Source organism: Actinorectispora metalli (assembly GCF_056323685.1).
On the sequence record NZ_JBREYE010000001.1, the window covers coordinates 2,513,953 to 2,536,274 of the forward strand.

Here is a 22,322-nt window from a genome sequence, read left to right on the forward strand (position 1 = left end):
GCCGTCAACACCCTCGATGACACTCTTGAGCGGAGAACGCCATGAGCGAATCGACGCTGGCGGGCCGCCCCAAGTCCTTCCCTTCGGGGAAGGCTCGGGGCGGCCCGCCGACGTCCCCGGAAACCCCGGAGGCTCCCATTACCACCGCTAGCCCTGTCCCCGGCCGCGATCCTGGCGGCGTGCCCTCGCAGACGACAGTCTCCCGGCCAGGGGACCGCATCTTCCGCGGCATCGCCGTAGGGTCCGGCGCTTTCATCATCGCGTTGATCGCCGCGATCGCGATCTTCCTGCTGCTACAGGCGATTCCGTCGCTGTCATTGAACGAGGTCAGCTTCCTGACCAGCCGCGCGTGGGAGACCGGTGATCCGGAGCACCTGCGGTTCGGCATCATCGACCTGCTCTGGGTGACCGTCGCCGCGTCGTTCCTGGCGCTGGTGATCGCGATGCCGATCTCGCTGGGCATCGCGCTCTTCCTGACCCACTACGCGCCGCGCTCGCTGGCCAGGACTTTCGCCTACCTCGTGGACCTGCTGGCCGCTGTGCCGTCGGTCATCTTCGGCCTCTGGGGAATCAAGGTCCTGGTCCCGGCGATCACGCCGTTCGCGGAGTGGCTGAACCTGAACCTGGGGTGGATTCCGCTGTTCGCGGAGGGCAACGTCTCCATCGCAGGCGGCGGAAACATCTTCGTGGCGGGCATCGTGATGGCCGTGATGATCCTGCCGATCATCACCGCGGTCAGCCGTGAGGTCTTCGACCGCACTCCCACCACCCATATCGAGGGTGCGCTGGCGCTGGGCGCCACGAAGTGGGAGATGGTGCGCACCACGGTGTGGCCCTTCGGCAAGGCCGGTTTCGTCTCCGGTTCCATGCTCGGTCTGGGGCGTGCGCTGGGTGAGACGATCGCCGTGCTGCTGATCCTCTCCGGCACCACCAACGCCCCGAACTACACGTTGTTCGACGGTGGCGCCACGATCGCCTCGAAGATCGCCTCGGCGTCGTCGGAGTTCAACAACGAGCTTTCCGCGGGCGCCTACATCGCGGCGGGTCTGGTCCTCTTCCTGTTGACCTTCGCCGTCAACGCGCTGGCCCGGTCGGTCGTCGCGGGCAAGAAGGAGTACTGATGACCGCCACCGGAAACCTGGACATGGAGCGCCCGGCGCTGGCCCCGGCGTTCCGCGGTATCAGCGCGGCCCGCAAGGCGAAGAACCACGTGGCGACGATCCTGATGGCACTGTGTTTCGCCATCGCGATCGTGCCGCTGGTGTGGGTGCTGCTGTCGGTGGTCAGCCGAGGCCTGGAACCCATCCTCGGCGCGGAGTGGTGGACCCACTCCCTCAACGGGCTGCGCCCGGCGCAAAGCGGCGGCGGCGCGTACCACGCGATCATCGGCACCGTACTGCAAGGCCTGGTCACCACGCTGCTGTCGGTGCCGGTCGGCGTGATGGTCGGTGTCTACCTGGTGGAGTACGGCGCGGGCAGCAAGCTGGCCAAGGCCACCACGTTCATGGTGGACATCCTCACCGGTGTGCCCTCGATCGTGGCGGGTCTGTTCATCTACGCGGTGTGGATCTCGATCCTGGGGTTCAACCGCAGCGGTTTCGCCGTGGCGCTGGCACTGTTGCTGCTGATGATCCCGGTGATCATCCGCACCACCGAGGAAATGCTGCGGATCGTGCCCAACGAACTCCGCGAGGCCTCCTACGCCCTCGGCGTGCCGAAGTGGAAAACGATCCTGCGGATCGTGATCCCCACCGCCCTGTCGGGCATCGTCACCGGCATCATGCTCGGCATGGCCCGCGTGATGGGCGAAACCGCCCCCGCGCTGATCCTGGTCGGCTACGCGGCCAGCATCAACTTCGACCTCTTCGAAGGCAACCAGGCCAACCTGCCGCTGCTGATCTACACCCAGTTCTCCAACCCCACCGACGCCGGTGTGGACCGAACCTGGGGCGCCGCACTGACCCTGGTGCTGATCATCATGCTGTTCAACCTGGCGGCGACCGCGATCTCGCGGCTGTCGGCCATCAAGACGAAGTGAGCCGCTAACCATGGCCAAGCGCATCGATGTCAAGGATCTGAACATCTACTACGGCAAGTTCCACGCCGTGGACAGCGTCACCCTCCAGGTGCCGCCGCGTAACGTCACCGCCTTCATCGGCCCATCGGGTTGCGGCAAGTCCACCGTGCTGCGCTCGCTCAACCGCATGCACGAGGTCATCCCCGGCGCCCGCGTCGACGGCAAGGTCCTGCTGGACGGTGAGGACATCTACGCCGCATCGGTGGACCCGGTGGACGTGCGCCGCACCATCGGCATGGTCTTCCAGCGCCCCAACCCGTTTCCCACCATGTCCATCAGGGACAACGTGGTCGCGGGTCTGAAGCTGCAGGGCGTGCGCGGCAAGCGCGAACTGGACGAGGTCTGCGAGCGTTCGCTGCGGGGCGCGAACCTGTGGACCGAGGTCAAGGACCGGCTGGACAAGCCTGGTGGCGGCCTCTCCGGCGGTCAGCAGCAGCGACTGTGCATCGCCCGCGCCATCGCGGTGCAGCCGGACGTGCTGTTGATGGACGAGCCGTGCTCGGCACTGGACCCGATCTCCACCCTGGCGATCGAGGACCTGATTACCGAGTTGAAGAAGGACTTCACCATCGTCATCGTCACCCACAACATGCAGCAGGCTGCCCGCGTGAGTGACCAGACGGCGTTCTTCAACCTCGCGGGCGTCGGCCAGCCGGGCCGACTGGTCGAGGTGGACGACACGGAGAAGATCTTCTCCAACCCCAACGAGCGCGCCACCGAGGACTACATCTCCGGACGCTTCGGCTGATGGCCTGGACCGGTCGGGCGGTGCGAATGGTCGCGCCGCCCGGCTGGTCCGGCTGGCTGGCTCAGTGTTGGCCGAAGGCGTAGGGCCAGAACTGGATCATGCCCGCGCCGAGGCTCCTGGAATGGCAGCCGATCAGCACCGCGGCCATGACGGACATCAACAGGCCCATTACCGTGAAGGCTCGGCCGACGATGCGCTCCCGCTCCCGCAGGTAGTACACGCCGAGCCCCAGCATGGCGACGCCGATGACGATCGTCGGGTACGTCAGCTCAATCGAGATCGCGAAGAGCAGGATCGCGCTCGCCGCCAAACCGATGGGCACGAGCGTCTGCTCGCGCCTCGTTTCCAAATCCCCCATCGCTTTTCCCCTCTGGGTCCGGCTCGCGCCGGGGCACCCTGGTTTCGCAGGCGGCGGCCGCTGCCCCTCGCCGATCGGCCCCCCCGATCGACGTGAGGCGGGGTCCGGGACCCGGCCTCCACCATCTCGAAAAGGTTACGCCGCAATCTCGCTTCGGAGAAGCGCGGTTGCTCGTGCAATGTGCTTTCAGTGTGCGGGTTGCTGCTGACGGGTAACTTCAGAAACTGATCATTACTGCGAAAGTGATTTACATGATCACCGGTTTACACCCGTATACCGGCGTCATCTCCGCTGTTCAATTTCATGATCGACACGCTGTCTACCAGCATCTTTCGCATCCCAGCCGCTTCGATACCGTTCGGTGACTGTTGCACCGAATGGGTTACCGATAAGCTGGCTGCACCCTCGAAAGGGATATCGAGAACAATACTGCGCTCTGTTAGCGAGCGATCGTGATGCGGGTGTTGCCTCTTTTTTGGGAAACCCTGATCAAGGGCCAACCGGGTGACGAATCCGGCCCTGCGGACATTTCCCGAGCACACAACGGGCGGCCCCGGGACAGCGAACAGGGCCCACCCGATCCGGATGAGCCCTGTCGTGAAACGAAGTGCGGGGTTCAGTTCTCCTCTGGCTGCGGCAGCCTGCCGGTCACCACGAAGACCATCTGCCGGGCGACCGCCACCGCGTGGTCGGCGAACCGCTCGTAGAAGCGGCCGAGCAGGGTGATGTCCACCGCCGCGGGCACGCCGTGCGGCCAGTCCTTGTCCATGATCACGGTGAACAGGTGCTTGTGCAGGTCGTCGACCTCGTCGTCGTCTTCCTCGATCTTCGCGGCAAGCTCGACATCGCCGTGCCGCACCACCTGCTCCGCCTCGGCCGCGAGCTTGACGCCGACCCTGCCCATCTCGGCGAAGTAGCCGCGGACCTCGTCCGGCAGCACCGGCTGGGGGTGGCGGCGGCGCGCGGCCTTGGCCACGTGCAGCGCCAGATCGCCCATCCGCTCCAGGTCGTCCGCGATGTGGATCACCGAGACCACGGTGCGCAGATCACCCGCGACCGGAGCCTGCAACGCGAGGAGGGAGTACGCATGCTCCTCGGCGGCGGCCCGTGCCTCGTCGAGCTTCACATCGGAACTGATTACCTCTTCGGCCAGCCCGAGATCGACATCCAGCAGGGCCTTGGTGGCCCGTTCCATCGCGGAGGCGGCCATCTGACACATCGTGCCAAGCCGTTCCCCGATCACTCCGAGCTGCTCATGGTAGGCCTCACGCATGGAGAGCAGCCTACGGCCTCAGCATCGCGCTGCTGACATCATCGGATGAATGACACGTGAATGTACGGGCGGATTGCGCCGGTCGCCGCAAGCCGCTGACCGGCGGAAACCGGGTCGACACTCACCGTGATGGCGGCATGGGGTCACAGTTCGGTACCAGCTGTTCAGCCGCAGGTCTCCTCGGCGGGAACGACCCCCGACGGGCCCTTGCGGGGCGGCTGGCCGTTCTCGCCCTTGGGCTCCACGATCTGGCCTTCGAACGAGCTGCCGAGCACCAGCAGGATCGCACCACCCAGCGACTCGTCCTCCTCCAGCACCGAACCCGGCACCGAGGCGGCAACGGTGCGCGCGGCGTCGACGCGGGACGCGGAGTACCTGATGACGGTCTTGGGGATGCTCTCGGTGTTCTCCACCCGGACGACGCGATAACCGAAGGACTGCAGCGAGTTCGCGGTGAGCTGGCCGGAGCCGTCCTTCCCGCTGCCGTTGAGCACCTGGACCCGGATGCCGTCGGGCGCCACCAGGCCGGGATCGCCGGGCTTGTGGCCCGCCTGTGGCAGCGGGTCGGAGCCGTCGCCCTGGGCCTCGCCCGGCAGGGCCTTGTCCTCGATCATGGCCTGGAACAACGCGTTCGCGTCCTCGGTGCGCAGTTCCTCGTTGCCGCGTCCGTTGGCCTCGCCGACGGACGGCACCGAGATGAAGCCGAGCCTGCGGTTGTCCAGCCCGCGCACCGCCCGGCCCAGCACGAGCAGGTCGTCAACGGAGACGTTCTCGGTCAGCGTCGAGGAGTTCAACGCGGAGCCGAGGTCGGAGAGCTTGCCGGGACTGAGCATCACGCCGTTGGACAGCGCCGCCCGCAGCAGAGCGGACAGGAAACGCTGCTGGCGCTCCAGCCTGCCGTTGCCCGCGGTGTCCCCCGCCAGCTTGTCGGCACGCACGAAACCCAGGGCCGCGTCGCCGCCGAGCACCTGCCTGCCGGCGCCGTCCACGACGGTGCCGAGCACCTCGTCGCGCATCGGGCCCTCGGCGCACACCGGAACGCCGCCAACGGAGTCCACGACGCCGCGGAAACCGTCGAAGTCCACGCCGAGGAAGTGGTTCACCGACAGCCCGGAGATCTGCTGCACCGCCTTGGTCACGCAGCGGGGCCCGCCGACGGCGTAGGCCGAGGCCAGCTTGACGCGTTTGAGCGCGGGCGCCTGCTCCGCGGTGTAGGTCTTGCTCTCGGCGTCCCAGCCCTGACAGGCGGGCAGGTCGATCTCCAGGTCGCGCTGGAAGGACACCACAACGACCCGGTCCCCACTCGCGGGCACGTGCGCGAGCATCACCGTGTCCGCGCGGGCGCCCTTGACCTCGCCGGTGTCCTCGGCCTCCGCACCGGGGCGGCTGTCGGAACCGACGATGAGGAAGTTCTCGTCACCGGACTGCGCGGCGGCGTTCTTGACCGAGGGCGAGTCCTCGTCCAACGCGCCGACCTCGCGGAAGCCGGTGTCGACCCAGAACGCCGTTGCCCAGGCCAGGCCCGAGATCAGGAAGAGGACAGCGGCAACGGCCATCGCGGTGCCGCGCAGCGCTCTAGCGGCCCGCCCTCCTGGGTGGAATCTGCGACCTGCCGCTCGGTTTCCCTCTGCGGAGGCCGCTCTTCGTTTTTCCGCGGCCCGGCGCGCTTCCGCTGCCTCCACCACCTCGTCTAAGTCCGGCTCGTCGTTGGCCCACGGCAGGAACCGCGCCAGCTTCTTCCGGCGCGTTCGCTCGGCCTCCACGATCTCGTCGTGGACGGCCGAGAACCGCGCCAGGGTGGCGTCGATTGCCTTGCGGCGATCATCGAGCTCTTCGCCGCTCTCGTTGAGTGAGGCGCCACTGGACTGCACCGCGTCCGCGGCCAGCTGGCGTCCATCGGGTCGGGGGAGGCCGGGGGGTTCGACGACGTCGGCCGGGTACTGGGGGGTCGGGGGTTGCGGCGTGCGCTCAGTACTCGGCGGCCGGATCGGAGGCTGGCGTCTCGCCGGGCCTGCCAGCGCGTCGGGCACATCGGCTGCCCGCGCACCGGCCTCGGCGGCTTGACGCCCACGGGGCGGGCGACCGGCCTGGTCGGCTGGTCCGCCACGCACCGGGCGGTCGGAGATCTGCGGCCGACCCGGCGTCGGGGGAAACGCCGGAATCTGCGGCAGCGCGCCACCGGCACCACGGGACGGTGCGGGTCGGCGACCGGTGGGCGGGTGTTGCTCGGCGGGCGGCGGCGTCGGGCGCTGGGTGCGTCCGCTCGCCTCCCGCAGGGCACGCAGCGTCTCGGGCAACTCGTTGCGCCCGGTGCCCTGGGGGCTCATCGGGGGGTACGAGGCGCCGCGAGGCGGCTGGGTGCGCCGGGTCTGGGGTGGCTGGGTCCGGCCACCCGTCGCGGGCGGCAGCCCTCGGCGGGCCTCGCCTCCCGGGGCGGGCAGGTCGGGCCTGCTCTGGTTCGCGGGGCGAGGCTGCCGGAAAGCGGCGGAGAGCCCACCGCCCGGCACCGGCGGCCTGTTCACGCCGCCCGGTGGGGTCAGCGGCACCGCACGCGGCGGTTCGGCGGCAGGCGGCTGCGGAGCACGCGGCGGGGCGGGCGGCGGCAGCCGCGGATTGCTTGGCGGGTTCGCGCCACGGTGGCCGTAGGCGGGCGGCTCGGGTGCCGCGTGCCTTGACCGCGTCTCGCCCGACTGCGGGGCGGGGCGCGGGTTGCGTCCGGTGGAGGGGAACTGGTGCCGGGTGCCGCCGGTCTGCGGCTCGGGCGGCGGAACCGGCATCGAGGGAACCGATGGGGTCGCACCCTTACCGTGCTTGGCGATCAGTTCGGAGACGCTGGTGCCGCCCGCGTCCTCCGCGGAGCGACGCCTGCGACCGGTGGGCTCGTCCTGGCCGTGTCGTGCGCGCCGACCGCCGGTCTCCCCATCGTGGGTAGACGAGCCTCGGGGATCGAAACCGCGGCGGCGGGGATCCTCCGGCACTCGGTCTCCTTCCCGGCTCAGGTGATCACGCAGGTACGCATCGAAAGCGATCGGGGCGGCTGAAGCGGTGGCGTGCTCACTCAGCTACGAACACCAGACACCCGGTGCACGCGATATTACGGATACTTGGGGACGCTGACGAGCACTAGAAGAACGTTAATTACACTCCGTGTGCAGAAATACGCAGTGTGCCTACGCCGGAAGAGTGAAAGCGGCTCAGTTTCGTTAATAACCGACTGCTCTGGGTTGGCTAACGGCTCTCCTCCCAGCGGCCGCACCGGCCAGGGCCACTCGGCCGTCTTTGGCGCGGTAGGCCACCGCATTGCGGCCGGAGTGCTTAACCGAATAGAGAAGACTGTCAGCATTGAGCAGTTGCTGCTCCCCGGCCTTGCGAGCCCGCCTGCCGCGGTTGGCGCTGCCGGGTTCGTGGGCCACGCCGATGCTCACGGTCACCCGGAGCCCCTCGGTGATCTCGTGCCAGGGGTACCGCGCGACCCGCGCTCTGGCCCGCTCGCACACGGCGATCGCGGTGTGCTCGTCGGTGCCAGGCAGCACCAGCACGAACTCGTCTCCGCCGAAACGGGCGCAGAAGGCACCCGGCTCAAGGTCCTGCTGGAGCAGGTCCACCACGAGTTGCAGCACGCGGTCGCCGACCAGGTGGCCGTGGGTGTCGTTGACCTGCTTGAACCAGTCGAGGTCGATCAGTGCCACGCTCAGGTCGCCGGGCTGCCCGCCCTGATCGGCCAGCAGGGACACCAGCCGCTGGTCGAGATAGCGCCGGTTGTAGGTGTCGGTCAGCGCGTCACGCAGGCTCTGCTCCCTGGCCTCGGCATGCTCCCTGCGGAGCTTGGCCACCTCCCGACGCAGCTGTTCGGGGATCCGCACCGGCTGACTGCCGTCCAGATCCACCAGTTCCAACGCCGACCGCAGATGCCGGTACGCCAGCTCCCACTGGCCGTGCTGGGCATGGTTGGCCGCGAGCGACTGGTGGAGCTGGAACAGTTCGGCACCGGCGGGCTCGGGCCGGCAGGTCGTTTCACGGCCGCTTCCGGTGCCGGGCTCAGCGGTGCCGTCGCGGACCGGTTCGGAGTCCGCGAAGTCGGGACGGAGTACGGTCACCGCGTTCACCTCCCTCTGTTCGTGGTGTCGTCGTATCTGACGCGCCGCTTGAGGAGCGAGGCCGTCACAAGCCTGGTTTTCCCTCTAAGGGCTGACTCACCTCTGCTCCGAAACGGTGACTGTGAGTGATTCGTATCGCAACCGATGTGAGATCGAGACAGATCACTCAAAACGCAGTTTTATTTACTGCACGGGGCAAATCCGTACACCCGGCCGTCAAGCACAGTGACGTGCTTCAGCCCGATTTGATTACCGAACGTAGCTGAGTTGCGCTGGGCGGTGACCAATACCGCAACGCTGTACGTCCTTCCGCGCAACGGCGCGGTGCCTCCCGGCGGTTGCCAGTCCGGTGTCCCGCGGAGCGTTTTCATGCTTGGCTCGATGACCAACGTGACGCCGTCGAGCGAGCAGTCCGGCGCTCCAACTCCCGGGTACCCGGTGCGCACGAAGAACTCGTCCTGAGCCTCGGTGCCCGCGGCCGCCGCCCGGTTCCACTCGTCGAAGTAGGTCCGGATGAGCTCGCCGTCCGCTTGAGCGGCATCCGCGGGCGGGGTCCGGTCGGCGCCATCGAACCGGTCGGTCAGTAGAAGCGCCCCGCCGCCGACCGCGAGACAGGCCAGCACGATGGCGACTGCCCACCTCCGCCGATCAGCCACCGGAGTGCAGCAACTCCGCGCCCGCGGGCACCGAGGCGTCCTCGGGATCGTCCAGCCAGCCCTCGGGCAGCACCACCCGGCCCGGCGAGCCCTGCCTGCCCCTCGGCTCCTCGGCGTTGTCCGGGAACGGCGCGTCCTGGTCGAGCAGGCCGGTCAGGTCGGTGAGCTCACGCAGGTTGCTCACCAGCCCGAACCGCTGCCGCAGCGCGGAGCCCACCGGGAACCCTCGCAAGTACCAGGACATGTGCTTGCGCAGGTCACGCAGGCCCTTGTCCTCGCCCATGTGCTCGGCGAGCAGTTCGGCGTGGCGGCGCAGAATGGCAGCGACCTCGCCCAGGTTGGGCAGCGGCGGCGGTGGAGTACCGCGGAAGGCCGCCTGCAACTCCCCGAACAGCCACGGCCTGCCGAGGCAGCCGCGGCCGACCACCACCCCGTCGCAGCCGGTCCGCTCGACCATCCGCACCGCGTCGGCCGCGCTGAAGATGTCGCCGTTGCCCAGCACAGGGATGCTCGTGACCGCCTGCTTGAGGGTGGCGATCCGGTCCCAGTCGGCCTGCCCCGAGTACCGCTGCGCCGCGGTCCGCGCGTGCAGCGCGACCGCCGCGGCGCCCTCGGCCTCCGCGATCCGGCCCGCGTCCAGGTAGGTGATGTGCTCCTCGCTGATGCCGACGCGGAACTTCACCGTCACCGGGATGCCCGCGGGCTCGGCCGCCCGCACCGCCGCCCGCACGATCTCGCCGAAGAGCCGCCGCTTGTAGGGCAACGCGGCACCGCCGCCCTTGCGGGTCACCTTGGGCACCGGGCAGCCGAAGTTCATGTCCACGTGGTCGGCGAGGTTCTCGTCCACGATCATCTGCACGGCCTTGCCCATGGTGATCGGGTCGACACCGTAAAGCTGCATGGACCGCGGATACTCGTCAGCGTCGAAGGTGATCATCTTCAGCGTCTCGGGGTCGCGCTCGACCAACGCCCTCGTGGTGATCATCTCGCAGACGTAGAGCCCGGCGCCGTAGCCGCGGCACAGCCGCCGGAAGGCCACGTTGGTGATCCCCGCCATCGGCGCGAGCACCACCGGCGGGTCGACCTGGAACGGGCCGATCCGCAGTGCCGGGCGATCCGATGGCGTCTGCATTACCGTCCATTGTCACAAAGCTGCCCCTCGCCCGGTGGCGAGGGGCAGCGGATGGACGGGTGGTCAGAACGGGTGGTTCACGCAGCCCAGCCGGGCACCGGCGGTACCGGCGTGGCCGTCATGGGTCTTGGTCTTCTCCGCGTGGATCACGATCGACGCGGCGGGACGGTCGCCGAACTTCCAGGCGACCCTGGCCTGACCCTTGCCATAGCCGTTCTTGTCGGTGGTGAAGTCGAGCCAGATCTCGTTCTCCGGATTGGCGTACTTCGAATCAACGGAAGGCTGAACCGGATCGACCACATTCTGGAAGTGGGGCCCGGAATCGGCGGGCTGCGGACCGCAGCCCTTCACGTGGACGTGCGAGCCGTAGGTCCGGTTGGGCACCAGCCCCCGAACCCAGACGGTCACGCTCGTACCGCCGTTGCGCTGCTGCGAGACGACGGTGACGCCCGCGCCGACCGGGACGAGTTCGGCGTTGTGCGTCACGGCTTTCGCCTCAGGGGTGTACTCCTGAAATCTCGCGTTGGTGACGTCGAAGGGAGCTTCATCGGACGGGGGAGGTGCCGCGGAGGCATGGGCTCCTGCGGTGAACAACAGAACCATTGCGGCACCGGCAAGAAGGGAACGCATGGTTGTCACTCTTGCGCAACGAATGCACGTCGGCCAACCAGAAATGGGTAAACCTTTTTCACAAAACGCTGGCGTACCTGCGCGAGTCGGAGCTGAGGAGCACGTATGAGCGAACCGGAGGATTCCGATCAGCAGCGGCTCGCCCGCAACCTCAACGAGCTGCTGCAGGAATTGCGGGTGGCGCAGGCAGGCGTGCAGATCCTGTTCGCGTTCCTGCTCGCGGTGGCCTTCGCCGACGGTTTCGACGACACCGACGGGTTCCAGCGCATCACCCACCTGGTGACCATGCTGCTGGCGACGCTGGCAGCGGCATTCCTCATCGCGCCCGCGGCCTGGCACCGCGTCCTGTTCCGCTATGGCCGCCGCGAGAAGATCGTGGCGATCGCCAACCGGTTCGCCATGATCGGCCTGGTGTTCATGGCACTGGCCATGGCGGGTGCGGTGCTCATGGTGGCCACCGTCACCGTCAGCAAACCCCTGGCGATCTTCATCGCGGCGGTGTCAGCGCTGCTGTTCGGCTTCCTGTGGTTCCTCCAGCCGTGGCGTGAACGCGGCGGTGAGGAGCCCCACGACCCGCCGGACTAGCCGACGTCCCTGCGCAGCAGGTCCTCCTCGCTCTCGCGGCGAACCAGCAGCCTGCTCTGCCCATCGGCGACCGCCACCACGGGCGGCCGTCCCACGGCGTTGTAGTTCGAGGCCAGCGAGTGGTGGTACGCACCGGTGCACGGCACGGCCAACAGGTCGCCGGCGTGGATGTCGGCGGGCAGTTCGATGTCCTTGGCGAGGATGTCGCCCGCCTCGCAGTGCCTGCCCACCACGGTCACCGTCGCGGTGCCCGCCGTGGAGTGCCGCCCCACCAGCTGCATGTCGTACCGCGACCCGTACAGCGAGGGCCGCATGTTGTCACTCATGCCGCCATCCACCGCGACGAACGTGCGCACACCGGGCACGTGCTTGACGGTGATCACCCGATAAAGCGTGACGCCCGCCTGAGCGACGACCGACCGCCCAGGCTCGATGGTGATCCGCGGCGCGCGCAGGCCGTGCGCCGTGCACTCGTAGTTCACCGCGCACCGCAGACGGTGCGCGAAACCGGTCAGGTCGAAGTCCGGCTCGCCCGGCAGGTAACGCACCGCGTGCCCACCGCCGAGGTTCAACTGCGGAAGCACGATGCCGTGCTCGTCGCGGATGGCGGCCATCAGCCCCACCATCCGGCGGGCCGCGGCCTCGAAGCTGGCCACCCGGCTGATCTGCGATCCGATGTGGCAGTGCAGCCCCACCAGCTCCAGACTCGGCTGCGCGAGCACCAGCCGAACGGCCTCCGCCGCGGCCCCGCTCGCCAGCGAGAACCCGAACTTCTGATCCTCCACCCCGGTGGCGATGGCCTGATGCGTGTGCCCGTCGATGCCCGGCGTGACCCGGACCAGCACCTGCTGCCCGTACCGCGCGATGGACCCGAGCTGGAGGATCTCGTCCGGCGAGTCCACCACGATCCGCCCCACGCCATAACTCATGGCCGCCTTGAAGTCCTCAGGCGTCTTGACGTTGCCGTGCAACACGATCCGCTCGGCGGGAAAGCCGACGGACCGGGCGATGGCCAGTTCACCCGCGGAGCAGACATCCAGCGACATGCCCTCCTCGGCCATCCAGGTCGCCATCGCGCGGCACAGGAAGGCCTTGCCCGCATAGGCGATCTCGAAGTCCGGGAGCGTGTGGCGGTAGGCCTGGCAGTGCGCCCGGACCTCCGCCTCGTCCACGATGTAGCTGGGGGTGCCGAACCTCGCTGCGACGTCGCTGAGCGGGACACCCCCGACACTGATCTCCCCGAACCCGTCGTACCGGGTACTGGCAGGCCAGACCTCCGTGTCGAAATGCGCCCGCAGCGAAGGCCGCAGCGTCGGTATCAAATCGGCGAGGGTCACCGTTTCCCTCCTGGTTGGGACTCCTCAAATACGCGGCTGGACGCCGCAGCACCGAGGAAACGCCCGCCCGGACACACCCTGACCCAATGCGGACACGACCATGACACTCACACCCCCGTTGTTAGCGCTCCATTGACACCCAAGTGGCCGCCACCACAGCCATCTCCACCCCAAACCGTCTCGCGTGGACCGAGAAGCTCGGGACGTGTTCTCCACACTCGATGGCCCATGAAGTGCGAGGTGAGTCAGCCGCACCGGCCGTCAGGCTCAAGGTGGACCTTGCCAGTGCTCACTCGAACCCTGGTCTGCTTCCGCTCAAGGCAAGCAGGCTGGAAACCGAGGAGCGCGCCCCGGGGATTTGGGGGCTTGGCCAAAAATGACGGCCGACCCGGCGAAGGTGGCGAAGCCACCAAGCAGGATCGGCCGAGGTCGTGGGCCTCCAGGGGCTCGAACCCTGAACCTACAGTTTCAAGATCAGTATCTATCGATGGCTGTCGTTCTTCGTCAACACCTGTTCTGAACTGCGCGGATAGGTAGATCACGTTAGCTGATGGTTGCTCTCACCTTGCGTTGCCTACCGTCCAATGTGGGGGGTAAACCGGGGGTTTGATCTTTGATCTGTTCTCCCACAGTGGGGGTCTCGCTCCATCCCGTCGACCTGGCTCTGCCCGATCACGTGCCGTCAAGGGGGCGCTTCTCGGTCCTCCGGCGGGCTCGGTGCGAACTGCCCCCTTGACGGCACGTGATAGCCCTCGTGGAGGTCGACGGGATGGAGCGCAGACCACCACGAAACGCAAGCTTGGCGTGTCCCCCTCCATCCTGTTGGCCTGCCCGTCCGGCGAGGACATCCAATCATGTTTCCCATTAGCCAATTTAAGGCCTTTTCTTGTTCCGATTGGAAGAAACAAGGCCGAGTATTCCAATGAGGTGTAACACGAACGCCAATCCAATAAGTATATACATAATTATCCGAAGAAAAATTGGATACGATGTCGTGGAGAATGCGAATCCTGTTGTTCCGATAGCCCCTGGTAGCAGTCGCTGGCTAATTCTTCTGGCTAGGTCGGAAGAGCGATCAAAAATCAGTTCAGCCAGGCGGGGAATGAGAGCCGTGGCAGCTAGAGCACCAAGACCGCCAGTTATCCACGGGACCGTCTGCTCGTTTGGTCCTTTGAGCAACGCATAGAACGCTGCGATCTCACCACCGATGCCAAAGGTTAGTCCCACCACAACTGCCGAAGCTGCATATCTCCGGTGCTCGGGCTCTGATGTATCGCGTCTAACGAACTGGTCAGCAATTACTACCACCGCCAGGACGGGGATGACCTGAACGGCAGCATTGGCGAAGTGAGGAACGCCGTAGTCAGCCATCCAGAGAGGATCTCATCTTAGTTCGTCTAGTGCATGCCGGTTCAGGTTCGAGTGAGCTTACCGTTCCATCTGGCCCTGTCGGTGGCTGGCGGAGTTCCGCGTCCACCGACCGAACAGGATTCGGTTTTCGTTCCTGCGGTTCCCTCCGGGGGACGCTCGCCGTTCTCCCGCAAGCGGGCCGACCCCGGTTCCACCGTCCGCGCCCCGTGGCCGCTAGGCCGCGTTGGGCGCGGACATAAAGACTGCCGGGGTTGGCTCCGCGTGGCGGGTCAGGCACGAAGGCGAGCGGCCCCCGGAGGGGGCCGCCTTGAACAAGAAAAGAAACTCTGAACACCACATGATCGCCTGCAACTTGGCACTCATCCCAGGCTGGATCTGCGATCACGTCGGATCAAGCGTGCTTCCGCCAAGTGCCCTCGTCGCTACTGCTAAACAGTGTCCAGGTCCCTAACCGAACCCTTCGCATATCTTCCCGTAGATCGACAAGTCGCCTCATCAGAGAGAGACATTTCTTTTCGTTTTCTTCATCCGACACTGCGTTGAACCTCGCTGCGACCGTTCGTATCCTAATGATTAGGTCTTGCAACACTTCAGCTATGCGATCAATGTCGCAGTCGGCGTTGGTTTGTGCAAATGATTCGTTGATCAAATCAAGCTTCAAGCCAGCAAGCAGGTCGCCACATTCGTGAATCTGTGATCCTATACCGGCTGGCAGATATGGAAACACGTCAAGCTCGATATCTACCAGCTTGTCGAATGCTTGATCAATAAAGTCTTCTAAACCGGGCTTGAGTGTTTGCTCGATAGAGCGCATGGAATTAGAGATCGCCACGATTTTGCGTGGTGGACGTGCGTTGCCAGCACGATCGTCGGCGTCGAGGACGACGCTTCGCGTGCATTGTTGTTCGGGGCCAATGATTGCGGTGAGTCCAGCGTCCCAGTCCCACTTGGCCAAGGCCGTATCCAGTTGCGCGAACGCGACGTCCAGGGCGCACTGGACATCAGGTGTCGGATCAGTACTCTCGGGACCATCAAGCATCGGCTGAGTCTGCCCGTTCATGATTGGGCCCTCCCAGAAGGTCGCCGTACTGGGCACTTATCGTTCTGACGGCTCGCTCGGCGTTCTTTCGCACCGCACCTGGAGTGGTGCCGAGTTCAGCAGCGATCTCAGCGGTGCCCAATCCTTCGGCTTTGAGGATCATCACCCTACGTTGCATCACGGGTAGCCCAGCGAGTACTTGCTGTACGAATGCCACCTGCTCCCTGGCTTCGTGTTCGAACTCAGGAGTGTGAAGAACAGGCTGTTCCAGCAGCGAGTGGTCATCTGTAGAACACCAGCGCCGATCAGGTTTGACCATGCGGAAGAATTTTCTGTGGGCTACGCGCCGGACCCACGAATCCGGTCTTTCAATTTCGTCCCATTGTTGCCAGGCATCAGTGAAGGCCGCTTGCACGACATCCGCAGCTTCCTCGGGGCTAGCTCCCAGCGCGATCATTTGACGGGCCAATTTGGGTGCCTGAACCTTATAGAACGAGCCGAACTTCGTACGGCGGCACGTATCGCACTCAGCCGAACCCTGCGCGTCCGCTTGAGTAATAGCTGAAGGCCCCACTTCGCCGATGGGTCGGTTGGACTGGGTATGGGAGTCATCGTCCACCGCGATTCTCCCGCGCATTCCCGCCCGCAATACCGATCCTCACTACCGTCTTGCTGTCTGCATCACTCCCCGTCAGCGTCGATCCAGGCGGCATACCCTGCACCATCCTTGCCCATGTGGCATGGCGTGCGACGATCGCCCGCTGCTTCAGGTATTCGCCAATCCACCACCGGGCCAACGCCGCCAAGGTGCTCGCTAGTACCAGGACCGCAGCGATGATCACTGGATCGTCCACGCCCGATCCGCCCTCTCCTCGTGCGGTACGACCCGAATGCCGCTCCGCGATACCTGTAAGTGCGTGAGGCAGGCCCTAGTGCGACATCGGGCAGTTCAGGCACGCGGACAAACGCTACCTGTCGTGCTCGGGACTTTGGGCCAGAGGGCAACGGCCATGTTTATGCGGGGAGGGCAGATGCCGCTGATGCGTGCCCAAGTTCCGGAGGTCCGGAGGACCGGTTTCTTGAGCGCTCAAAACTAGCGTGGGTCGACAGGTGCGAGGAGGTGGTTCAGGCGGAGCAATGATGCCTGACCGTCATCCACAGCGCTGAGCAGATTTCCTTCTTCGGCGGTACGAAGAGCTCGTTGAATTTGGTGTGGGAGGCGGCGTGCTTCAGCGAAGCTGATGGCGTTTCGGAGAGCTGCTTCAGCTTCAGTTCTGTGGTTATTCGCGAGATGCACTTGGCCGGTTGTTACCTGTTCAATGACGTGCCATTGAGGCGCCACCGGTTTGGTGTCTGGGCTGACGGAGCTCATACACTTGGCAGCTTCAGTTGGTCGATTGGTGGAAAGCAACCCGCGAAGTCGGATTTCGTGGAAGGTGAAGGAGTTGAGCAACATCGACTCAGCATAATGATCATTTAGAAAGCGCTCGTAGGCAGCGAGTGCTTGGTCAAAGAGTTCGGCGTTGTGCTGCTCACCAGCTGCGCGCGCGAGGAAGGCCAAAGCCGCACCCTGGCCTTCGGGATGGGGTGAGAGCTGGATCGCGCGAAGAAGGCGCGCAATTGCGGCTCCGTGGTATTCCGCCTTGCGAAGTTCGTTGCCGTGCATGCGGAGGGCGTGGGCAAGGAAGCGGGCATCGTCCAGACGCTCTGCGACGAGCAGAGCCTTGCCGGTCCACCTGGCCGCAGCTGCCAAGCGCTCCTCTGGAAGAACGGTTCCGAGTGAAACGCCCAGGGCAAGGCGGGCTTGGCCGAGCAAGACTAGGGTTTCGCGTTCGGTGATGCCTTCGACTGCTCGGGCTTCGAGGCGGGCGACCAATGGCCACAGTTCGTTGACTGCTTCGATGGCGCGGCCTGCTTGGCGGGCGATCTCGGCTAGGCGGATGGTGGAGTCGGCGAACTGCAGCATGGCGGCGAAGTCGGCGTCGTTGGTTTCGGTGACGCCTAGGACGTGAGTGGGCAGGCCGAGGACGCGGGCGATGTGGCGTCGGGTGCCTACGTCGTTGATCGGACGACGGCCGGTTTCGATCATGCAGACGTAGGTCTTGTCGTAGCCGAGCATGGCGGCTAGACGCTCTTGGCTGAAGTGGTTGAGGCGGCGGTACGTGCGGAGAATCGTGGCGAGGTCCTGGCTGCGGAGAGCCGCGGCGGCTTCCGGGGCTGACCACATCCACACGGCAGGTGCCAGTCTCCGAGCGGGAACCGCGGGCGGGGCCAAGCGGGCGCTCGCGTGGCATGTCGGACACACGGGTTCGCTCGCGATGCTACTCATGGATGCCATGCAGGATTCACAGCATGCGCCCATTGCTGCCTACCGGACGAATTCGGGAGACTGCTCGCGCAGATGCGCGAACCAGGTTGCGATGGAACGCTTGTACCCGTCCGGCATGAACAGCGTTGGAACTTCGTCCTCGGTAAAGAGGGCGACCTCTTTGTGCTCGTGGGAAAGCACCGGATCGGCTTCGCCCCTGAGGTAGCAGCCGTAGGTCACGATGAATACGTTTTTCTTAGCTACGGTAATATGGTACATCCACGTATCGAGGATCGGTCCGGTGGTCACCTTCCATTGGGCTTCTTCGGCGATCTCTCGTGCTACGCATTCCTCCGGGGTCTCGCCGAGTTCGAGGCGACCACCCGGTAGTTCCCATTCTTCCCGCTCATTCTTCAACAACAAAACCTTTCCGCCGCGAACCACAACGCCCTTCACGGAGATGGGGAACGTTCGCTGGACGGAAGGCTGATTCATGAGCGGGTTCTCCCCTGTCGCAGACAGCTGCCTGTCAGCAACGTAGCACTGGTGCTACGGCGGTAGTGGGCGACTCGGGGTTGACAACCTGTCACTGGACGCGGCCGGAACTTGCCGGTCTTCTTGGGTGCGATCACTCACTGTTGCAGGAGGTTACGGCCATGATCGACCAGTTGGAGCGCTATCGCGTCGCCCGTACTGGCGCGGTCTTCACTGACACGCTCGCCGAGCACGGCCTGGTTTTGGTCGGCGGCATCGCCGATAAGGCGGAGTTGGTGGAGCTGGCTCGAACAATCGCGGTTGTGGTTCCACATCCGGATAGTGGACCCGATGGCGTGACCACCATTAGCAACTCCGCAGAGGAGCGGCCAACTGCCGGGCTCGTGGCCTTCAGCAGCCAGGCGTTGAACCCACATACGGATAGGTCGGGAGTCTGCAACCCTCCTCCGTTGCTTCTGACCTGCTGCGGCATGCCGGCTGACTCCGGTGGGGAGAGCGTGCTTATCGATGGGCTTGCCGTGTACGAGGACCTTGCCGAGAACGATGCTGAAGCGCTGCGCGTGTTGCGCACGCCGCGGTCGTTGCTGTTCGGCGGGGCGGCTGGCTACCTGGGCTCGGTGTTCACCGATGTTGGCCGCGGACGGGTCGCCATCAGGCTGCGCTTCGATGATTTGGCGCGGTTCTCGCCAGAGGTCGAACGGGTGTTGCCTGTGCTGCGGACGGCGATCGACCGACATTCGCTCATAGTTGGCTTGCAGAGAGGTGACGGCTTTGTGCTCAACAACTCTCGGTGGCTTCATGGCCGAACAGCGTTCTCAGGCCAGCGCGTCGTTTACCGCATCAACGGAATTCCTAACACCAGGTTCGGACTCCCCAAAGGCTTTCGCCCGGCGAGGGGCGTGATGTGCTCGTTGGCTGCTTGAACGATTTCTTTCCCCAGACCCCGGCCGGGGTGAGATGTCTTCCCCTGGCTTGCCCCGGCCGGCCCAAACTCAGGAATTCTCATGAGCACGCGTCTATTCACCTTGTGGTTCACCAGCACCCATGATGACCTGGAACACGCGATTACCGACGAGGAAATCGCTAACCGAGAGTCTGGGCTTCACGCTGCTGTTGAGGCGGTGTGCGGCTCACAGGTTCTGATCGCACCGTGTGTCTATCCGATAGGGCGCCGCTGCAATCAGTGCTGGCGCTATGTCCGTGCTCGTGCGACTTTGCGCGAGCTTGAATCTGGCCACGCTCGACCAAACCGGCTCTCCAGGTTGCTGACAGGCGTGGCCAACTGGCTGGTAGGAACGGGGGCCTCCCCCGACGTTCCCGTTCCTACCGGCCGCTCCCCTCGGAGTGTCCGATGACGATCACTATCGAGGATGCGATCTCCCGCTATCCGGAGTTGGCGCTCGTCAACGACTTGCGAGTGGCAGGGTGGAAATTTCTTCCGCTGTTTGATGATGTGGGCGAGCTCGCGGGTATCGATGGGTACTTCGACCGTGGCGCCTACTGCGATGCCATCCGCATCCGAAACGAACGCGAGACAACGGCTGTCCGGGTGTCCTCGGCGGGTGCTGGCGATGAGGGCGGCATCGTGTGGCAGTACTCGGGTCGGCTGGCTGATGCGGTCGCTGAGCTGCTGGCCCTGCCCAGTCCTGGTGATCGGCTTGCTCCAGCGCTGATCATCGCTCGTTGGCTCTAGCCTGGAGGCCGTGATGCCTGAACGACCCGTCGACGCGGCACCCGCGCACGTCCTGTTCGGTTCGGACTCCATCCGGAGCGTGCTGGAACAGGCGTGTGAGCGGGTCGGCTTCAGTGCGGCCGGTGCCGAACTGATGCGGCTTGGTGAGAACGCGTTGTTCCAACTCGTCGACCAGGCGGTGGTTGTACGTATCGCTCGGACGATGGACTACTGGGACGACGTGAACAAGGAAGTGCACGTCGCCGAGTGGCTGGGCGCATCCAACTTCCCCGCCGCGCGCGTGGTCGCCGTCGAACAGCCGATCTCGGTCCATGAGCATCCGGTGACGTTCTGGCAGCTGATACAGGCGTCGTCCTGGCGCTCGTGAGGAAGTGTCGGTGCTTGGTGACCTGCTTCGGCAACTGCACCAGCTGGCCGCCCCGGTCGGGTTCAGGCTTCCGGAGGACGCCCCGCTCGGGCGGGTTGAACGGCGGATCGAATCGTCCCCGGTGCCTGTGGTTGACAAGGAATTCCTGCTCGCTCGCTGTAACGAGATCAGGACCGCCGTCGCGCTCCTCCGGTTCCCGCTGGCCGCAGGGCCGATCCACGGGGATGCGCACATCAAGAACCTGATGGTGGTCGGCGACCAGGCGGTGCTGATCGATTTCGAGCGGTTTGGGTGGGGACAGCCGGAGTGGGATCTTTCGATGACCGCGACCGAGTACCGCTCGGCGGGCTGGTGGACTGACGCCGAGTTCAAGAGCTTCTCGTCGGCGTACGGATTCGACGTCACAGACTGGGCGGGCTTTGAGGTTCTCCAGGCAGCTCAGGAGATCAAGATGACTACCTGGCTGATGCAGAACGTCAAGGAGTCGGACAAGATCGCGGCTGAGTACGAGATCCGGATGCGGACGATGCGAGGGCTTGATCAGGGCGGCAACTGGACGCCGTTCTGATCAGGCGGCAGTGTCCTTAACCAGTGATGTGAGATCCAGCTCGGGGTAATGCCGTAGCACCTGCTCGGCGAACGCAGCTGTTCGAGAATCGCGCGGGTGAGTTGCTGACAAGTCGCGGTAGAAGTCGGTGAGGTACCGAACATAGCGGGCGGACTTGATTGGGCCAGCCAGGTCCACCGCGGTGGATGCGAGCGAGACAGCTTCGTCAAGGCTGCCAGCGGTGAGCACGCCTGCCGCGGAGACCATCCCGATGAACGCCCGTGTTCTGGGTGGCGTGTCCGCAGGTTGAACCGCGAGTTCAGCGAATGATTTGGCCTGCTCGGGTATGCGCAGGTCGCGAAAGCAGTGGGCAGCTTCGCCAGCAAGTTCCGCCGCGTTGAAGTACGTAATCGGCAAGCCAAGCTCGGAGCGACAAGCGGCCCGATCTTTCCCAGCACCACTGGGACGTTTCGGGAAGCATCCAACGTCCGAAACCGGGCATGGCGACCGTTCATCGAGCGGGCGGGCTACGAATGGGTCACCTTCCGCACCTTCCGCAAGACCGTTGCAACTCTGCTCGATGACGCGGGCCTGACCGCTCGGCAGATCGCCGACATCCTCGGCCACGCTCGACCGTCGATGACGCAGGATGTCTACATGGCGCGGCGGACGGTCAACCGCGTGGGAGCCGACGCGCTCGGCCTAGTGCTGGGTGACGGTGAGAAGTAAGTCGGGGGTAAACCGGGGGTTTGATCTTGATGAGATGACCCCCGGCGCCCTGGCCAGCGGAAAGAGTGGGCCTCCAGGGGCTCGAACCCTGAACCTACAGATTAAAAGTCTGCTGCTCTGCCAGTTGAGCTAGAGGCCCTTCACCGCACAAGGGTACCCAGGCCGCTCGGAGTTGCGAACAGCACCGGTCGTGGGTCTCAGACTTCGGGGTGGGGAGTACGGCGGCGGACCTTCGCCTCGACCTCGGCAGCGTCGACGGTGTAGGTGAGGAAGAGGCCGACGAGGGTGTGGAACAGCAGATCCACCTCCTCCTCGACGGGCATCGGGTTGGCGAGACGGTGCAAGGCGAAGCCGTCGGCCACCGCGACGAACGCCTTGACGGCCTTGCGCGGTTCGCGGATGTTCAGGGCGGTGAGCAGCGGCACGGCCGCCTCCTGGAACGCGGCCATCGACTCGATCACGACGGTTCGCAGTGCCGGGTTCCGGGCCGCCTCGACGTAGACCTCGTACTGAGCCACGGTCACGCCGGACCGACCGGACACGAGGGCGTCGGTGACGCGGTGGGCGATCTCCAGCGTGGAGGGCGCGCCTTCGGTGGCCTCCTGGAGCAGGGTGGTCAGCGCCCCGACCCGCTGCGTGACGTGGTAGCGAAGCGCTTCCTCGATCAACTGCTGGCTGGTCTTGAAGTAGTACCCCGCCGTCGCGGGCGGCAGCCCGGCGCGCGCGGAGACCGCCCGGTGGGTGACGGCTTTGATGCCGCCCTCGGTGATCAGATCGATAGCCGCGTTGAGCAGGCTTTCGCGTCGTTCGCGGCTGCGTGCTTGCTTGCCGGGCGAAACAGTGACCATTGACATACCCCAACTCGGGTTTGATACTTCCG

Annotated in this window: 24 protein-coding genes and 1 tRNA gene; 9 read left to right on the top strand and 16 right to left on the bottom strand. The window is 65.4% G+C overall.

What is annotated here, in order from left to right; all coding sequences use genetic code 11:
* The first annotated feature begins 41 nt into the window (after window positions 1–41).
* From pstC to pstB, 3 genes are read left to right on the top strand one after another with little or no spacing between them, the layout of a single operon-like run.
* On the top strand, window positions 42–1,121 hold the full coding sequence (pstC, locus tag ACU6XJ_RS11790; RefSeq protein ID WP_476309720.1) for a phosphate ABC transporter permease subunit PstC: 1,080 nt from the start codon (window positions 42–44) through the stop codon (window positions 1,119–1,121).
* Complete coding sequence (gene pstA / locus ACU6XJ_RS11795) at window positions 1,121–2,038, top strand: phosphate ABC transporter permease PstA (RefSeq protein ID WP_476309722.1); 918 nt, start codon at window positions 1,121–1,123, stop codon at window positions 2,036–2,038. The genes pstC and pstA overlap by 1 nt, the downstream gene beginning before the upstream one ends.
* Window positions 2,039–2,048: 10 nt before the next feature.
* Window positions 2,049–2,825, top strand: a complete 777-nt coding sequence (gene pstB / locus ACU6XJ_RS11800; RefSeq protein ID WP_476309724.1) for a phosphate ABC transporter ATP-binding protein PstB — start codon at window positions 2,049–2,051, stop codon at window positions 2,823–2,825.
* A gap of 61 nt (window positions 2,826–2,886) precedes the next feature.
* On the opposite strand, the gene ACU6XJ_RS11805 is transcribed toward pstB, so the two are convergent.
* The 7 genes from ACU6XJ_RS11805 to ACU6XJ_RS11835 form a co-directional block, all read right to left on the bottom strand.
* Complete coding sequence (locus tag ACU6XJ_RS11805) at window positions 2,887–3,147, bottom strand: hypothetical protein (protein WP_476309727.1); 261 nt, start codon at window positions 3,145–3,147, stop codon at window positions 2,887–2,889.
* 652 nt (window positions 3,148–3,799) lie between these two features.
* Window positions 3,800–4,456, bottom strand: coding sequence for a phosphate signaling complex protein PhoU (phoU, locus tag ACU6XJ_RS11810; RefSeq protein ID WP_476309729.1), 657 nt, complete (start codon window positions 4,454–4,456; stop codon window positions 3,800–3,802).
* Window positions 4,457–4,620: 164 nt separating this feature from the next.
* Window positions 4,621–7,434: an LCP family protein gene (locus ACU6XJ_RS11815; protein WP_476309731.1), complete on the bottom strand. Its 2,814-nt coding sequence runs from the start codon at window positions 7,432–7,434 to the stop codon at window positions 4,621–4,623.
* A gap of 225 nt (window positions 7,435–7,659) precedes the next feature.
* Complete coding sequence (locus tag ACU6XJ_RS11820; protein WP_476309734.1) at window positions 7,660–8,553, bottom strand: GGDEF domain-containing protein; 894 nt, start codon at window positions 8,551–8,553, stop codon at window positions 7,660–7,662.
* 179 nt (window positions 8,554–8,732) lie between these two features.
* Window positions 8,733–9,209, bottom strand: a complete 477-nt coding sequence (locus ACU6XJ_RS11825; RefSeq protein ID WP_476309736.1) for a hypothetical protein — start codon at window positions 9,207–9,209, stop codon at window positions 8,733–8,735.
* Window positions 9,202–10,341: a tRNA dihydrouridine synthase DusB gene (dusB, locus tag ACU6XJ_RS11830; RefSeq protein ID WP_476309738.1), complete on the bottom strand. Its 1,140-nt coding sequence runs from the start codon at window positions 10,339–10,341 to the stop codon at window positions 9,202–9,204. Before dusB ends, ACU6XJ_RS11825 begins: the two co-directional genes overlap by 8 nt.
* Window positions 10,342–10,404: 63 nt before the next feature.
* On the bottom strand, window positions 10,405–10,971 hold the full coding sequence (locus tag ACU6XJ_RS11835; protein WP_476309741.1) for a superoxide dismutase family protein: 567 nt from the start codon (window positions 10,969–10,971) through the stop codon (window positions 10,405–10,407).
* Window positions 10,972–11,076: 105 nt separating this feature from the next.
* Here ACU6XJ_RS11835 and ACU6XJ_RS11840 point away from each other — a divergent pair, with 105 nt between their 5' ends.
* Entirely contained in the window at window positions 11,077–11,556 is a 480-nt protein-coding gene (locus ACU6XJ_RS11840) for a DUF6328 family protein (RefSeq protein WP_476309743.1), read from the top strand.
* Here the strand turns inward: ACU6XJ_RS11840 and lysA are convergent.
* The 7 genes from lysA to ACU6XJ_RS11875 form a co-directional block, all read right to left on the bottom strand.
* Entirely contained in the window at window positions 11,553–12,893 is a 1,341-nt protein-coding gene (gene lysA / locus ACU6XJ_RS11845) for a diaminopimelate decarboxylase (RefSeq protein WP_476309745.1), read from the bottom strand. The two genes, ACU6XJ_RS11840 and lysA, sit on opposite strands and share 4 nt — an antisense overlap.
* 873 nt (window positions 12,894–13,766) lie before the next feature.
* Window positions 13,767–14,264, bottom strand: a complete 498-nt coding sequence (locus ACU6XJ_RS11850) for a hypothetical protein (protein ID WP_476309747.1) — start codon at window positions 14,262–14,264, stop codon at window positions 13,767–13,769.
* Window positions 14,265–14,655: 391 nt separating this feature from the next.
* A complete protein-coding gene (locus tag ACU6XJ_RS11855; RefSeq protein ID WP_476309749.1) occupies window positions 14,656–15,324 on the bottom strand; it encodes a hypothetical protein in 669 nt (222 codons plus the stop codon).
* On the bottom strand, window positions 15,296–15,922 hold the full coding sequence (locus ACU6XJ_RS11860; RefSeq protein ID WP_476309751.1) for an RNA polymerase sigma factor: 627 nt from the start codon (window positions 15,920–15,922) through the stop codon (window positions 15,296–15,298). The genes ACU6XJ_RS11855 and ACU6XJ_RS11860 overlap by 29 nt, the downstream gene beginning before the upstream one ends.
* The gene (locus ACU6XJ_RS11865; protein WP_476309754.1) at window positions 15,912–16,157 is read right to left on the bottom strand and encodes a hypothetical protein; all 246 of its coding nucleotides are present in this window, start codon (window positions 16,155–16,157) and stop codon (window positions 15,912–15,914) included. Before ACU6XJ_RS11865 ends, ACU6XJ_RS11860 begins: the two co-directional genes overlap by 11 nt.
* A gap of 239 nt (window positions 16,158–16,396) precedes the next feature.
* The gene (locus ACU6XJ_RS11870; RefSeq protein ID WP_476309756.1) at window positions 16,397–17,422 is read right to left on the bottom strand and encodes a tetratricopeptide repeat protein; all 1,026 of its coding nucleotides are present in this window, start codon (window positions 17,420–17,422) and stop codon (window positions 16,397–16,399) included.
* A 249-nt stretch (window positions 17,423–17,671) separates the two neighbouring features.
* Window positions 17,672–18,106 (bottom strand): NUDIX hydrolase, encoded by a 435-nt coding sequence (locus ACU6XJ_RS11875; protein WP_476309759.1) that lies wholly within the window; start codon window positions 18,104–18,106, stop codon window positions 17,672–17,674.
* Between the two features lie 161 nt (window positions 18,107–18,267).
* Between ACU6XJ_RS11875 and ACU6XJ_RS11880 the strand changes: the two genes are divergently transcribed.
* The 5 genes from ACU6XJ_RS11880 to ACU6XJ_RS11900 all read left to right on the top strand — a co-directional run bounded on the left by ACU6XJ_RS11880 (window position 18,268) and on the right by ACU6XJ_RS11900 (window position 21,442).
* On the top strand, window positions 18,268–19,029 hold the full coding sequence (locus ACU6XJ_RS11880; RefSeq protein ID WP_476309761.1) for a TauD/TfdA family dioxygenase: 762 nt from the start codon (window positions 18,268–18,270) through the stop codon (window positions 19,027–19,029).
* A gap of 428 nt (window positions 19,030–19,457) precedes the next feature.
* Window positions 19,458–19,799, top strand: a complete 342-nt coding sequence (locus tag ACU6XJ_RS11885) for a hypothetical protein (protein ID WP_476309764.1) — start codon at window positions 19,458–19,460, stop codon at window positions 19,797–19,799.
* A 13-nt stretch (window positions 19,800–19,812) separates the two neighbouring features.
* On the top strand, window positions 19,813–20,166 hold the full coding sequence (locus ACU6XJ_RS11890; protein ID WP_476309766.1) for a hypothetical protein: 354 nt from the start codon (window positions 19,813–19,815) through the stop codon (window positions 20,164–20,166).
* Between the two features lie 10 nt (window positions 20,167–20,176).
* Window positions 20,177–20,734, top strand: coding sequence for a phosphotransferase family protein (locus ACU6XJ_RS11895; RefSeq protein WP_476309768.1), 558 nt, complete (start codon window positions 20,177–20,179; stop codon window positions 20,732–20,734).
* 345 nt (window positions 20,735–21,079) lie between these two features.
* Entirely contained in the window at window positions 21,080–21,442 is a 363-nt protein-coding gene (locus tag ACU6XJ_RS11900; RefSeq protein WP_476309770.1) for a tyrosine-type recombinase/integrase, read from the top strand.
* A 66-nt stretch (window positions 21,443–21,508) separates the two neighbouring features.
* On the opposite strand, the gene ACU6XJ_RS11905 is transcribed toward ACU6XJ_RS11900, so the two are convergent.
* Window positions 21,509–21,581 (bottom strand) — tRNA-Lys (locus ACU6XJ_RS11905).
* A 58-nt stretch (window positions 21,582–21,639) separates the two neighbouring features.
* Window positions 21,640–22,290, bottom strand: coding sequence for a TetR/AcrR family transcriptional regulator (locus tag ACU6XJ_RS11910; protein ID WP_476309773.1), 651 nt, complete (start codon window positions 22,288–22,290; stop codon window positions 21,640–21,642).
* Between the last annotated feature and the right edge of the window lie 32 nt (window positions 22,291–22,322).

Coding starts and splice junctions, on each gene's coding strand:
- pstC (WP_476309720.1), top strand. CDS start 42: ATGAGCGAATCGACGCTGGCGGGCCGCCCCAAGTCCTTCCCTTCGGGG.
- pstA (WP_476309722.1), top strand. CDS start 1,121: ATGACCGCCACCGGAAACCTGGACATGGAGCGCCCGGCGCTGGCCCCG.
- pstB (WP_476309724.1), top strand. CDS start 2,049: ATGGCCAAGCGCATCGATGTCAAGGATCTGAACATCTACTACGGCAAG.
- phoU (WP_476309729.1), bottom strand. CDS start 4,456: ATGCGTGAGGCCTACCATGAGCAGCTCGGAGTGATCGGGGAACGGCTT.
- dusB (WP_476309738.1), bottom strand. CDS start 10,341: ATGCAGACGCCATCGGATCGCCCGGCACTGCGGATCGGCCCGTTCCAG.
- ACU6XJ_RS11835 (WP_476309741.1), bottom strand. CDS start 10,971: ATGCGTTCCCTTCTTGCCGGTGCCGCAATGGTTCTGTTGTTCACCGCA.
- ACU6XJ_RS11840 (WP_476309743.1), top strand. CDS start 11,077: ATGAGCGAACCGGAGGATTCCGATCAGCAGCGGCTCGCCCGCAACCTC.
- ACU6XJ_RS11850 (WP_476309747.1), bottom strand. CDS start 14,264: ATGGCTGACTACGGCGTTCCTCACTTCGCCAATGCTGCCGTTCAGGTC.
- ACU6XJ_RS11855 (WP_476309749.1), bottom strand. CDS start 15,324: ATGAACGGGCAGACTCAGCCGATGCTTGATGGTCCCGAGAGTACTGAT.
- ACU6XJ_RS11870 (WP_476309756.1), bottom strand. CDS start 17,422: ATGCTCGGCTACGACAAGACCTACGTCTGCATGATCGAAACCGGCCGT.
- ACU6XJ_RS11875 (WP_476309759.1), bottom strand. CDS start 18,106: ATGAATCAGCCTTCCGTCCAGCGAACGTTCCCCATCTCCGTGAAGGGC.
- ACU6XJ_RS11880 (WP_476309761.1), top strand. CDS start 18,268: ATGATCGACCAGTTGGAGCGCTATCGCGTCGCCCGTACTGGCGCGGTC.
- ACU6XJ_RS11885 (WP_476309764.1), top strand. CDS start 19,458: ATGACGATCACTATCGAGGATGCGATCTCCCGCTATCCGGAGTTGGCG.
- ACU6XJ_RS11890 (WP_476309766.1), top strand. CDS start 19,813: ATGCCTGAACGACCCGTCGACGCGGCACCCGCGCACGTCCTGTTCGGT.
- ACU6XJ_RS11910 (WP_476309773.1), bottom strand. CDS start 22,290: ATGGTCACTGTTTCGCCCGGCAAGCAAGCACGCAGCCGCGAACGACGC.